Raw genomic sequence first — 12,140 nt, forward strand, 5'->3', positions numbered from 1 at the left:
GTGGTCAGACGACGCCGAGTTCGGCGAGGAGCCGGGTGCGCAGCGCGGCGAACCCCGGGTCCCCGACGTCGCGCGGGCGGTCCAGCGGGACCTGGACGTCGTAGGAGATCCGGCCCTCGTCCATGACCAGGACGCGGTCGGCCAGCAGGACGGCCTCGTCGACGTCGTGCGTAACCAGCAGCACCGCGCAGCCGCGCCGCTGCCACAGCTGGGCCACCAACTGCTGGGCCTTGATGCGGGTGAGGGCGTCGAGCGCGCCGAACGGCTCGTCGAGCAACAGCAGATCGGGTTCGCGCACCAGGGCGCGGGCGAGCGAGGCGCGCTGCGCTTCTCCGCCGGACAGGGTCTTGGGCCAGGCGTCCGTACGGTGCTCCAGGCCGACCTCGGCCAGTGCCCGCTCGGCGCGCTCGCGGTCGGGACGGCCGGGGAGTCCGAGGAGCACGTTGCGCCAGACCCGCTTCCAGGGCATCAGCCGGGGGGCCTGGAAGGCGACCGCGCGCCGCTCGGGGACCAGGACCTCGCCGTCGATCTCGCGGTCCAGGCCGGCCAGCACGCGCAGCAGGGTGGACTTCCCGCATCCGCTGCGGCCCAGGAGCACGGTGAACTCCCCTGCACGCAGGGTCAGATCGAGGTGGTCGATGACGGCCCGCCCGTCGAAGGACCGGGTCAGCCCGGCCACCCGTACGGCGGTGGGGGCGGCTACTGCCCCGTGAAGGTCGGTCGCCATTGCAGCAGCAGCCTTTCGAGAGCGCGGACGACGAGGTCGGCGGTGAGGCCGAGGAAGGCGTAGACGACGAGGCAGACGACGATGACGTCGGTGCGGAAGAACTCGCGGGCCTGGTTCATCAGGAAGCCGATGCCGGCGTCGGCGTTGATGGACTCGCCGAACACCAGGGCCAGCCAGGCGGTGGCCAGGGAGTAGCGCAGGCCGGTCATGAACCCGGGCAGCGCGCCCGGCAGGACCACGTGTCGCACCAGTCCCCACCGCCCGAGGCCCAACGCGCCTCCGGCTTCGATCAGTTGCTCGTCGACGCCGCGGATTCCGGCGTACACGTTCAGGTAGAGGTGGAAGGCGGTGCCGAGGGCGATGAGGGCGACCTTGGGCGCCTCGCCGATGCCCATCCAGATGATGAACAGCGGGATGAGGCCGACCCACGGGACCGTGCGCAGCATCTGCACGCTCGCGTCGATCAGGTCCTCGCCGAGCCGCGACAGGCCGGACAGCAGGGCGAGCGCCGTCCCGGCGGTCCCGCCGATCACCAGGCCGATCGCGACCCGCTGCAGGGACACGGCCATCGCTCCGGGCAGGGTCCCGTCACCGATCAGGCCGGCCGCGGCGGACGCGATGGTCGACGGCGGCGCGAGGGTGTCGACGGGCAGCCACCCCAGGCTGCTGGCCAGCTGCCACAGTCCGAGGAGCAACAGTGGTCCGACGGTCCGGCGGATCCAGCGGGGGACGGAGCGCCGTCGTGCCGACGTCGGGACGACGGCCACGAGGGCCGGAGAGAGGGAAGCCGCCGCAGGTGCTGTTTTAGGGGATATATCCGGCGGCGCGTGGTCGAGGTCGATGCTCATGGAGGCTCCACGGAAGGTGAGGCGGGGAGGCGGGGAGCGCGCGCCGGGCCGGCCCCGTACCGGTGCGGCGGAACGGGGTCGACCGCACGGCCGGGCTGCGAGCCGGACTGCGGACGGGACTGCGGAGGGAATGCAGGACCGGGCCGCGGGGCCGGATCACCGGGCCGGTGGGCTCAGGGCGCGCGCAAGCCGAGCGCGGAGCGCTCGTGACACGTCGGGGAAAAGGGCGTCAGCAGCCGCGGCAACACGCGGCGGAGGCCACCCGCAGCAGGTCGATGTGACCGCGCGTGGTGAGCATGGCTGAACGCAACATGCGGCGAAACCTAGCCAGATGGCCGGGGGCGGGTCAATGGTGTCTCGCCCACTGGACCTGGTGTCTCCGATATTGGGACACGCCGCTGTGCACGCCGCTCTCCACGCGGCCGTGCACGCCGCCGTCAGCGGCCTCCGCGGGCGGCCGGGCGCGCCGACGGCCCGGCAGTCCCTCGGCCGCTCCGGGTGCTCCGGGCGGGAGGGCGCTGTCGGGCCCGGGTCGGGTTCGGGGCCGCCGGTCAGGCGGACGCGGCGATCCAGGAGGCGAGTTGCTCCGGGGTGGTGGACGGGTCGGCGACCAGGGTGGCCAGCTCGTCCTCCTGGAAGGTGGCCGTGGTGACGGCCGGGCAGCGGTGGCAGGCGTCGACGCCCGTCTGCTGCCACCACTGGCAGCGGGAGCGGAGGTGGCACCGTGGGACCGCGCGGGCATCCGCCGCCGCCACCGGCGGCGGCAGGGTCAGCACCCGTTCCACCAGGGTGCAGTCGTTCCCCCGCCGGTTCGCGCAGCCGGTGACGCAGTGCGAGGCGAACCGCAGGACGCGGGTCGGCTCGATCCCCTCCGGCACGGCGCCGAGCACTTCGGACGCCGGGACCGGGTCGGCGAGGTACGTCACCCGGCCGTCGGCGCCCGAACGGACGCCGAGGACCACCGATTCGGGGGCCCGGGCGTCGCCGCTCGGGCACCAGGTCGCCGGCGCGGCTGCTGACTGGTCGGTTCCCACGGTGCTCACCCGTCCCGTCAGCCGTCGATCGCGGCGGTCGACTCGTCCAGCGCACGGCCGACGGGCCCGCCGATGGTGCCCTGGAGGCCGAGCGCCTGCTCCTGCTCCACCGCCTGCGCCAGGTTCTCGTGCAGCTGCTGCACGGAGGTGATGCGCGTGGACTGGCTCGGGGCCGCGTCGGCCGCGTTCGCCGCGCCCACCGCCGTGATCGCGATGCCCGCCGCGATCACGGCCGCGGCGCCGCCGGCCTTGAGCTTGTTCTTCTTCATGGGGCTTCTCCCGGTGTGGGCGGCGGAGGGTCCGCCGCGGTCCTGTAGCGGAACGAACGTAGGCCGGGGAAACGGCCCGGAGCGGCAGTTCCCGGCGGCAGTTGGGGAGGCGCGGTGCGGGGCGCCCCTAGGGGCGGGCGGGGCGCAGGGTGGCCGGGACGGGGCCCACCGGTTGCAGGGTGAGGCCGGGGAAGACCCCGGTCCGCCGGGCCCCCGTGTCCAGGTGGAACCGCTGCCCGAGGACGGCCAGCACGAGCGCCGCCTCCACCAGGGCGAACCGTGCCCCCAGGCAGGCCCGGGGGCCGCCGCCGAACGGGAACCAGGCGTGCTCCGGCACCGGGTCCGGGGCGTCCGCGTCCCAGCGCTCGGGGCGGAAGGACTCGGGCTGCGGGAACCACCGCTCGTCCCGGTGCACCGACCAGGGGCTGGTCCACACCGAGGTGCCGACGGGCACCGCCCGCCCGCCGATGGAGGCCCCCTCCGCGGCCACCGCCGAGATCAGCCAGATCGGCGGGTAGATCCGCAGGGCCTCCTTGACCACCTGCCGGGTCCACGTCAGTTGCGGGTAGTCCTCGTACGTCGGAAGCCGTCCGCCGAGCACCCGGTCCAGTTCCTCGGTCAGCCTGGCCCGCGCCCCGGGCGCCCCGGACAGCAGCTGCCAGGCCCAGGTCAGGGTGGTCGAGGTGGTCTCGTGGCCGCCGATGTACAGCGTGATCGACTCGTCCCGCAGCTCCGTGCGGGACAGCGGGTCGCCCCGTTCGTCGCGGGCCGCGAGCAGCCTGCCGAGCAGGTCGTCCCGCTCGGCGCCCGCCGCGGAGGCGCTCTCGTGCTCGCGGATGACGTGCTCGATCTCCCGGTCGAGGACCGACACCGCGGCCCGCATCCGGCGCCGCCCCGGGGTCCGCACCCACGGCGGCAGGAACAGCGTGATCCCGCGGAACTCGGTCCCCAGCTCCCGCTGCGCCGTGGCCATCGCCGCGCTGATGGGCGCCTCGCGGCCGGCGGCGTCGCTCCCGAACAGGGTGCGGACCGCGATCCGCTGGGTGAGCCCGGCCATCTCCCGGTGCACGTCGATCCGGTCACCCTCGCGCCAGCCGCGGACCAGGGCGTCCGCGCACTCCACCATCGCGTCGGCGTACGAGCGGACCTGGCGCGGCCGTACGGCCGGCTGGACCAGCGCTCGCTTGCGACGCCAGTCGTCGCCGGTGGCGACCACCACGCCGTTGCCGAGCAACTGCCTGAAGGCCCAGCCCAGTTCGGTCGGCTTGAAGGTGGACTCGACGGCGCCGAGCAGCTCGCCGGCGTGCTCGGGCCGGGAGACCAGCACGTTGCGGTGGGGGCCTAGCGACCACGGCACCCAGTCGCCGTAGTCGTCGCGCAGGGATTCGAAGAAGGCCAGCGGGTCGCGGGCGAAGGCGGGGAGATTGCCGAGGAGGGGCCACCGGCGCGGTCCGCGCTCGGTGCCCGGGGGTGGCAGCAGGGTGGCGGTCACCCGGGCATGGTGGCAGCGGACCGCGCGGGACGCCAGGGACGGAGCGGGGCCGTATGCCCGCCGCGGTCAACGGCCGCCGCCCAGCGCCCCGTTCAGCCGGTCCGCAGGGCCGTCAGCCAGTCGTGTGCGGCCTGCGCGCTGAACTCCCGCTGCCCGCCGGGGAAGAGCAGGTCCGCGCCGGCGAACGCCGGGTCGTGCGCGGTCTGCGCCACGTACGGGACGGCCACGCACGCCATGCCGGCGGCCCGCGCGGCCAGCGCGCCCGGCGCCGCGTCCTCGACGACCACGCAGTCGGCCGGTTCGGCGCCGAGCCGGCGGGCCGCCTCCAGGAACACGTCCGGCGCCGGCTTGCCGTGGGCCACCTCCTCCGCGGAGACCACCGTGGTCAGCAGGGCGTCCAGGCCGGTGCCGGCCAGCACGGCGTCGATCGCCTCCAGGGAGGAGCCGGAGGCCACCGCCATCGGCACGCCGGCGGCGTGCAGCCGCTCGACGAACGCGCGCATCTCGGGGAAGGCCTCCGTCCCGGTGCGGGCCAGCTCCAGGTAGACGGCGTTCTGCTCGGCGAGCAGCTCCTCCACCGGGGCCGCGAGCGCGTACCGGTCCCGGAGGATCTCCAGCGTCTCCAGGGTCCCGATGCCGATGAAGCGGGCGTGCTCCTCCCACGTGAAGTCGCGCACCCCGTGCCGTGCCAGCGTGCGGCGCCCGGACTCGTAGTAGTTCGGCTCGCTGTCCACGAGGGTGCCGTCGAGATCGAATATGACGGAAATCATCCGCTGCGCCCGTTCTGCCGGTTCTGTCCTGTCTAGACCATTCTGTCAGGTCTTACGGGCGGCCCGGCCCACGGACTCGACCAGCGGCAGCAGCCGGTGCGCCACCCGCTCGCGCAGGGCCACCTCGGTACGGGTGCGGACCACGCCGGGCAGCTGGATCAGCCGCTGGATCACGTCCTCCAGGTGGGCGTTGTCCCGGGCCGCGACGCGCGTCAGGAGGTCCCCGCCACCGGTGATGGAAAAGGCCTCGATGATCTCCGGGACGGCGGAGAGGGCGTCGCCCACGTCGTCGAGGTGCCCCTGGGTGACCTCGATGTGAACGAAGGCCAGCACCGGGTGGCCGAGCGCGGCGGGGGACAGGGAAGGGCCGGTCCCGGTGATCACCCCGGTCCGCTCCAGCCGGTCCAGACGGGCCTGCAGGGTGCCGCGGGCCACCCCGAGGAGCCGGGCGTACTCGCGGACGCTGGTGCGCGGCTGCTCGATCAGCAGGCGCAGGATTCTGGTGTCGAGCTCGTCCACCGCCATGCCGCGACTGTACCAATGGCCCACTGCGCCGCCCACCGGCCCGCCCACCGGCCCGCGCTCCGGCCTGCGCTCCGGCCCGACGACCCCGCCGGGCGGCGCGCCCCCGGTCGGCCGGTGCGCGCCGCCCCCCGGCCCGCCCCCGTCAGCCGGTGCGCGCCGGGCCGCCGCGCGGCGGCCGCGGGAAGAAACCGCTCGTCCGCTCCCGGTACGCGGCGTACCCCGGCCGGTCCGCCATGTGCCGCTCCAGCAGTCGCTTCCCGCTGCCCGCGGTCAGCAGGTACGACATGACCAGCGGAGCCACCACCGAGACCGCAGCCGCCCCCACCGAACCGGCCGCGACCAGGTAGATGCCCCACCACACGCAGAAGTCGCCGAAGTAGTTCGGATGCCGGGTCCAGGACCACAGGCCCCGGTCCATGATCCGCCCCCGGTGCGCGGGATCGGCCTTGAACCGGGCCAGCTGGTGGTCGCCCACCGCCTCGAAGACGAGCCCGGTCAGCCACAGCAGCGTGCCCACGAGCGCGAGCGGTCCGAGGCCGCCGGTCGCGTACGACCCCGCCTGCACCGGCAGCGACACCAGCCACACCAGGGCCGCCTGGAGGAGGTAGACCATGCGCAGCGCGTACAGGTTCCGGTTCCCCGGGGCCTTCGCCAGCATCCGGTCGTACCGGGGGTCCTCGCCGTGCCCGCGGCCGCGCCAGGCGATGTGCCCGGCCAGCCGCAGTCCCCAGACCGCCGTGAGCACGGCCAGCAGCAGCGCCCGTCCGCCGCCGTCGGACATCCCGTACGTCGCCGCGGCCACCGCGGCGAAGGCGAGGCCCCACGCCACGTCCACGACCCGGTGCATCCGCTTGCGCACGCCGACCGCGAAGGTGGCGAGCATGACCGCGAGGGCGACCGCCGCGGCGACCGCCAGGTTGACGCCGAAACCGGACCAGTTCACGCCCGGTCACCGTCCCCGTCGCCCGCGGTCAGCAGGATCTGGTGCACGTCCAGGTAGCCCGAGGCGAACCCGGCCTCGCAGTACGCCAGGTAGAAGGTCCACATCCGCCGGAAGGTCTCGTCGAAACCCAGCTCGGCGACGCGGTCGGCCCGCTCGGTGAACCGTTCCCGCCACAGCTTCAGGGTCTGCGCGTAGTGCGCCCCGTACCCCTCGCAGCGGGCCACCCGCAGCCCGGTGTGCCGGCGGGCCATCTCCTCCACCACCTGGACCGACGGCAGCATCCCGCCCGGGAAGATGTACTTGTGGATCCAGGTGTACGTGTCCTTGGTCGCCAGCATCCGCTCGTGCGGCATGGTGATCGCCTGGATCGCCACCCGCCCGCCCGGCGCCACCAGCCGGTCGAGCGTGGCGAAGTAGACCGGCCAGTACTCGGCGCCCACCGCCTCGATCATCTCCACGCTGACCACGGCGTCGTAACTTCCCTGCGCCTCGCGGTAGTCGCAGAGCCGGACCTCCACCCGGTCCTCCAGCCCGGCGGATTTGATCCGCCGCTCCGCGAGGTCCTTCTGCTCCCGCGACAGGGTCAGGGTGACCACGCGGGCGCCCCGCCGGGCCGCCCGGATCGCCAGCTCGCCCCAGCCGGTGCCGATCTCCAGCAGCCGGGTGCCGGGGCCGACGGAGGCCAGGTCCAGCAGCATGTCGATCTTCCGGTGCTGCGCTGCCGCGAGGTCCCCGTGCCGGGCGGGCAGGGCGCGGAACACCGCCGACGAGTACGTCATCGTCGGGTCGAGGAACTCGGCGAACAGCTCGTTGGACAGGTCGTAGTGGCGCTCGATGTTGCTGCGGGAACCGTCCGGAGTGTTGCGGTCGGTGACCGGGTGCCGGGCCGCCCACAGCCCGCGCAGCCTCTGGAGCGGCGCCGGCACCAGGGCCGCGACGTGCCCGGCCAGCACGGTCAGCACCGCCACCGGGTCCCGGGCGTCCCACTCGCCGGCCACGTAGGACTCGCCGAAGCCGATCAGGCCCTCGGCCGCGATCCGCCGCTCGAAGGCGACGGGGTCGTGCACGGCCATGGCGGGACCGCCCCGGCCCAGGGTGCCGCCGGGCCCCATCCGGACCTGGAGCGGCAGCCGGTCCAGGGCCCGGCGGATGATCAGCCGGCCGACCGCCGCCCGGGTCCGGGAGCACGGCGGCACCAAGGGAAGAGTCGTCGTCGCGGTCACTTCACACCCTCCTGGGGTACGGGTCGGGGGCGCGGCCGCACCGGCACGCCGCGCAGCCACAGCCGGATGCCGTGGAAACGGATGCCCACCGCCACTGCGGCGGTGGACCAGGGGTGGCGCAGGGCGGCCCGCAGGACGCCGCGGGCGCCGGCGGGCCGGCGCACACCGCGGACGGTGGCCGTCAGCCGGGCGCCGTCGGCCCCGCCGGCGAGCTGGACGCTCAGCGCGAGGCGGCCGTCCGGCGCGGGCAGCCGCATCCGGTAGGCGCCGTCCACGTCGAGGAACGGGGAGACGTAGAACTCCTTGGGCACGCTGCCCTCGGCCTCGGCGGCCTCCGGGCCGAGCAGGTAGCAGTGGCGCCCGCCGTACGTGTTGTGCACCTCGGCCACCACCTGGCGCAGGGCCCCGTCCGGGCCGTGGCACCAGTACACGGTGAGCGGGTTGAAGACGTACCCGAAGACCCGGGCGTGCGCGAGCATCCGCACGCGGCTCCCGGGCGGCAGCGGCGCGCCCCGGGAGGCGAGGAAGCCGTCCAGGCCCGCCCGGATGGTGGGACGGCCGCCGCCGAAGTGGTCCCGCGCATCGAAGCGGGCCAGGGTGCGCAGCGGCCCCGGCAGCCGGGGCAGTTCGTCGAGGTCCACCAGCCACAGGTAGGTGCGGTGCCGCAGCGCGTACGCGGGGCCGCCGGCGCGCACGTGCCGGATGTCGGCCTCGTACAGGGCGGGCTTCACCACGCCACCCCCAGCGCGGCCGCGGCCTCCACGCCCGAACGGCAGCCGTCCTCGTGGAACCCCCAGCCGTGGTAGGCCCCGGCGAAGGCCGTCACCGGCCCGGAGAGCGCGGGCAGCAGCCGCTGGGTGGCCACCGACTCCGGCGTGTACACGGGGTGTTCGTACTCCATCTCCGCCAGGACCCGGTCCGGTCGCACCGCGCCGGCGCCCGCGTTCAGGGTCACCACGTACGGCTCCGGCGAGTCCAGCCCCTGGAGGCGGTTCATGTCGTAGCTCACCCGGACCCGCGCCTCGTCCGGCCCGCAGCCCGACAGCCGGTAGTTCCAGCAGGCCCGGGCCCCGCCCGCGCGCGGCAGCACCGAGTCGTCGGTGTGCAGGACCGTCCGGTTGCGGGAGTACCGGAACGCGCCGAGCGCGGCCCGCTCGGCGTCCGTCGGGTCGGTCAGCAGCCCCAGCGCCTGGTCGGCGTGGACGGCGACGACCACCGAGTCGTACAGCGCCTCGGCGCCGCCGGCGGTGGTGACGCGCACGCCCTCCGGAGTACGCGCGAGGGCCCGTACCGGAGTCGCGGAGTACACGGTGTCCAGGCGCTCCCGGAGCCGCTCCACGTACCGCTGCGAGCCGCCCGTGACCGTGCGCCAGCTCGGCGAGCCGCCCACCGCGAGCATCCCGTGGTGGTCGAGGAAGCGGAACAGGTAGCGGGCGGGGTAGCGCAGCGCGGTGTCCGCCGGGCAGGACCACACCGAGGCCACCAGCGGGATCGCGAAGTGCGCGGTGAAGTAGGGGCCGAAGCCGCAGCGTTCCAGGAACGCGCCGAGGGTGATCTCGCGGGTGGTCTCCGGCGCGGCCAGCAGCCGCCGGGCCTGCCGGTGGAACACCGGGACCTGCGCCAGCATCCGCAGGTACGCGGGCCGCAGGGCGCTGCGCGGCCGGGCGAACAGGCCCCGGGGCCCGCGGGCGCCCGCGTACTCCAGACCGCAGCCCTCGCAGTGCACCGACAGACTCATCGTCGTCGGCCGGGTGGCGACGCCCAGCTCGCCGAAGAGCCGCAGCAGCTGCGGGTACGTGCGGTCGTTGTGGACGATGAAGCCGGAGTCCACCGCCCGTATCCGCCCGTCGGGGCCCTTCAGGTCGTGGGTGTGGGCGTGTCCGCCCAGCCGGTCGTCGGCCTCGTACAGGGTGACCTCGTGGCTGCGGGCCAGCACGTATGCCGCCGTAAGCCCCGAAACGCCCCCGCCGACCACGGCCGTGCGCGGCCGCGGTCCTTCTCGTTCGGTCATCGCGTTCCCTCCTTCAGCCCTACTTCGGAGCCGGAGGGGTGTGCGGATGTGTCGCCGGGCGAACCGGGCCACCACGATTTCGGGCCGAGGTCCAGCACGAGCGCCGGAACGAGCAGCGAGCGGACCACGAGCGTGTCCAGCAGGACGCCGAAGGCCACGATGAAGGCGATCTGCACCAGGAAGGCGAGCGGGATGACCCCGAGGGCCGCGAAGGTCGCCGCGAGCACCACGCCGGCGGAGGTGATCACCCCGCCGGTGGAGGTCAGGCCGCGCAGGACGCCCTCCCGGTGGCCGTGCGCCGCGGTCTCCTCGCGGACCCGGGACATGAGGAAGATGTTGTAGTCGACGCCCAGGGCGACCAGGAAGACGAACCCGTAGAGCGGGACGGAGGAGTCCGTTCCGGTGAACCCGAACACCCCGCCGAAGACGAGGGCGCTGACGCCCAGCGTGGCGAGGAAGTTGAGTGCCACCGTCGCCACCAGGAGCAGCGGCATCACCAGCGAGCGGAGCAGCCCCGCGAGGATCACCAGGATGATCGCCAGCACCACCGGCACGATCAGCATCCGGTCCCGGGCGGCGGTCCGCTGGGTGTCGTACTGCTGGGCCGTGTAGCCGCCGACGAGCGCGTCGGCCCCGGGGACCGCGTGCACGGCCGACCGCAGCCCGGCCACCGCGTCCTTCGCCGCGTCGCTGTCGGCCGCGTCCGACAGGACGGCGTCGATGCGGACCCGCCCGCCCGGACCGGGCGCGCCGGACTGTGCCGCGCTCGCCACGCCCGGGACGGCCCGTGCGGCGGCGACGACCTCGGCGGAGCGGTCCGCGTCGGCGATCACCACGGCCGGATTGCCCGCGCCGCCCGGGAAGTGGGCGCCGAGCGCGGCCTGCGCGGACACCGAGGGGGCGTCGTTCACGAAGATCTCGTCGAGCGGAACCCCCTTCGAGTGCAGCATCGGGGAGAAGGCGGCGCAGGCCAGCAGCCCGGCCAGGGTCAGCGCCCAGACCCGCCGCGGCGCCCGGTCCACCAGCGCAGCGACCCGGGCCCACAGCCGGTGGCCCCCGTCGGCGGCGGACTTCGGGCGGGCCGGCCAGTACGCGGTGCGGCCCAGCAGGACCAGGGCGGCGGGCAGGAAGGTCAGGGCGGCCAGGACCGCGCAGCCGATCCCGATCGCGCCCACCGGGCCCAGCGCACGGTTGTTGGTGAGGTCGCTGAGCAGGAGCGCCAGCAGTCCGAGGGCGACCGTGGCGGCGCTGGCCGTGACCGGGCCGAGCGTGCGCCGCCAGGCGGCCCGCATCGCGTCGAACCGGTCGGGCCGCTCGGCCAGCTCCTCGCGGAACCGGGCCGTCAGCAGCAGCGCGTAGTCCGTCGCGGCGCCGATGACCAGGATCGACAGGATGCCCTGCACCTGGCCGTCGACGCGCACCAGGCCCCGGTCGGCCAGCGCGTACACGATCGCGCAGGCCAGCCCGAGGGCGAGCACCGCCCCGAAGACGACCACCAGCGGCAGCAGCACGCTGCGGTAGACCCCGAGCAGGATGACCAGGACGGTGGTCAGCGCCACCCCCACCAACAGCCCGTCGATCCCGGCGAACGCGTCGCCCAGGTCCGCCTGGGTGGCCGCCGGTCCCGCGAGCAGCGCGGTGGCCCCGGGCACGGTCGCGGCCGCCTCCCGCACCTGGTCCAGTACGTCCGGCAGCGCGTCCCCGAGGTCGGGCCGCAGCGGTACCACGCCCTGCAGGGCCCGGCCGTCCTGCGACGGCAGGGCCGGCGAGGCCGGTCCGGCCGTGCCCTCGCGGCCGCCGAGCGAGGCGAGGGCGGCCGTCGCGGCCTCCCGCTGACCGGGGGTCACCCGCTGTCCCTCCGGGACGGTCCACACCACGACGGCCGGCAGCGACTCGGTCTGCCGCAGGGCGCGCTGGGCCTCCACCACCCGGGTGGACTCCGCGCTGCGCGGGAGGAAGGCCGCCTGGTCGTTGGTGGCGACCTCGCCGAGCTTGCCGGCGTACGGGCCGAGCAGCCCGCCGACGGCCAGCCAGCCGAGCAGCAGCAGGAACGGAATCACCAGGCGGGTGATCCGCGGGGACGGGTGCATGGCACTCCCGGTTCGGAGGGGTGTCTGGTTCTGGTGGTGCTTCGGGTGCTTCGGGTGCTTCGGGTGCTTCGGGTGGTGCGGTGGCTCAGGTGGCTCAGGTGGTGCGGCGCTCGCGGCGCCACGGTGCGAGGGTCAGGGGTATCTGCATCGGCTTTCGGCCAGGACACGTCATCCGGATGCGCCGATCGGGCTAACGGCGCATCCGGAC

Annotated in this window: 13 protein-coding genes; all 13 read right to left on the minus strand. The window is 74.8% G+C overall.

What is annotated here, in order from left to right:
* Positions 1-4 precede the first annotated feature (4 nt).
* Complete coding sequence (locus ACZ6S8_RS24860; protein ID WP_469459187.1) at positions 5-727, minus strand: ABC transporter ATP-binding protein; 723 nt, start codon at positions 725-727, stop codon at positions 5-7.
* Positions 700-1,569 (minus strand): ABC transporter permease, encoded by an 870-nt coding sequence (locus ACZ6S8_RS24865; RefSeq protein ID WP_469459390.1) that lies wholly within the window; start codon positions 1,567-1,569, stop codon positions 700-702. The genes ACZ6S8_RS24860 and ACZ6S8_RS24865 overlap by 28 nt, the downstream gene beginning before the upstream one ends.
* Before the next feature lie 235 nt (positions 1,570-1,804).
* Positions 1,805-1,888 (minus strand): putative leader peptide, encoded by an 84-nt coding sequence (locus ACZ6S8_RS24870; RefSeq protein ID WP_401533603.1) that lies wholly within the window; start codon positions 1,886-1,888, stop codon positions 1,805-1,807.
* 238 nt (positions 1,889-2,126) lie between these two features.
* Positions 2,127-2,609, minus strand: a complete 483-nt coding sequence (locus ACZ6S8_RS24875) for a hypothetical protein (protein ID WP_469459189.1) — start codon at positions 2,607-2,609, stop codon at positions 2,127-2,129.
* Positions 2,610-2,626: 17 nt separating this feature from the next.
* Positions 2,627-2,878 carry a hypothetical protein gene (locus tag ACZ6S8_RS24880; protein ID WP_386523579.1) on the minus strand — a complete coding sequence of 84 codons (252 nt, stop codon included), beginning with the start codon at positions 2,876-2,878 and terminating at the stop codon, positions 2,627-2,629.
* A gap of 127 nt (positions 2,879-3,005) precedes the next feature.
* Positions 3,006-4,370, minus strand: a complete 1,365-nt coding sequence (locus ACZ6S8_RS24885) for a cytochrome P450 (RefSeq protein ID WP_469459191.1) — start codon at positions 4,368-4,370, stop codon at positions 3,006-3,008.
* A gap of 92 nt (positions 4,371-4,462) precedes the next feature.
* Positions 4,463-5,140 carry an HAD family hydrolase gene (locus tag ACZ6S8_RS24890; RefSeq protein ID WP_469459193.1) on the minus strand — a complete coding sequence of 226 codons (678 nt, stop codon included), beginning with the start codon at positions 5,138-5,140 and terminating at the stop codon, positions 4,463-4,465.
* A gap of 45 nt (positions 5,141-5,185) precedes the next feature.
* On the minus strand, positions 5,186-5,665 hold the full coding sequence (locus ACZ6S8_RS24895; protein ID WP_267719050.1) for an Lrp/AsnC family transcriptional regulator: 480 nt from the start codon (positions 5,663-5,665) through the stop codon (positions 5,186-5,188).
* A gap of 142 nt (positions 5,666-5,807) precedes the next feature.
* Entirely contained in the window at positions 5,808-6,608 is an 801-nt protein-coding gene (locus ACZ6S8_RS24900) for a DUF1295 domain-containing protein (RefSeq protein WP_469459195.1), read from the minus strand.
* Positions 6,605-7,891: a class I SAM-dependent methyltransferase gene (locus ACZ6S8_RS24905; RefSeq protein ID WP_469459197.1), complete on the minus strand. Its 1,287-nt coding sequence runs from the start codon at positions 7,889-7,891 to the stop codon at positions 6,605-6,607. The genes ACZ6S8_RS24900 and ACZ6S8_RS24905 overlap by 4 nt, the downstream gene beginning before the upstream one ends.
* The gene (locus ACZ6S8_RS24910) at positions 7,828-8,565 is read right to left on the minus strand and encodes a DUF1365 domain-containing protein (RefSeq protein WP_469459199.1); all 738 of its coding nucleotides are present in this window, start codon (positions 8,563-8,565) and stop codon (positions 7,828-7,830) included. Before ACZ6S8_RS24910 ends, ACZ6S8_RS24905 begins: the two co-directional genes overlap by 64 nt.
* Positions 8,559-9,842 carry an NAD(P)/FAD-dependent oxidoreductase gene (locus ACZ6S8_RS24915; RefSeq protein WP_469459201.1) on the minus strand — a complete coding sequence of 428 codons (1,284 nt, stop codon included), beginning with the start codon at positions 9,840-9,842 and terminating at the stop codon, positions 8,559-8,561. The genes ACZ6S8_RS24910 and ACZ6S8_RS24915 overlap by 7 nt, the downstream gene beginning before the upstream one ends.
* Positions 9,839-11,932 (minus strand): MMPL family transporter, encoded by a 2,094-nt coding sequence (locus ACZ6S8_RS24920; RefSeq protein ID WP_469459203.1) that lies wholly within the window; start codon positions 11,930-11,932, stop codon positions 9,839-9,841. Before ACZ6S8_RS24920 ends, ACZ6S8_RS24915 begins: the two co-directional genes overlap by 4 nt.
* Positions 11,933-12,140 lie beyond the last annotated feature (208 nt).

Source organism: Streptomyces sp. NPDC048461 (assembly GCF_055587105.1).

Excerpts from the sequence above, each read along its gene's own strand:
- ACZ6S8_RS24860 (WP_469459187.1), bottom strand. The coding sequence starts at position 727 with ATGGCGACCGACCTTCACGGGGCAGTAGCCGCCCCCACCGCCGTACGG.
- ACZ6S8_RS24870 (WP_401533603.1), bottom strand. The coding sequence starts at position 1,888 with ATGTTGCGTTCAGCCATGCTCACCACGCGCGGTCACATCGACCTGCTG.
- ACZ6S8_RS24880 (WP_386523579.1), bottom strand. The coding sequence starts at position 2,878 with ATGAAGAAGAACAAGCTCAAGGCCGGCGGCGCCGCGGCCGTGATCGCG.
- ACZ6S8_RS24890 (WP_469459193.1), bottom strand. The coding sequence starts at position 5,140 with ATGATTTCCGTCATATTCGATCTCGACGGCACCCTCGTGGACAGCGAG.
- ACZ6S8_RS24895 (WP_267719050.1), bottom strand. The coding sequence starts at position 5,665 with ATGGCGGTGGACGAGCTCGACACCAGAATCCTGCGCCTGCTGATCGAG.
- ACZ6S8_RS24915 (WP_469459201.1), bottom strand. The coding sequence starts at position 9,842 with ATGACCGAACGAGAAGGACCGCGGCCGCGCACGGCCGTGGTCGGCGGG.
- ACZ6S8_RS24920 (WP_469459203.1), bottom strand. The coding sequence starts at position 11,932 with ATGCACCCGTCCCCGCGGATCACCCGCCTGGTGATTCCGTTCCTGCTG.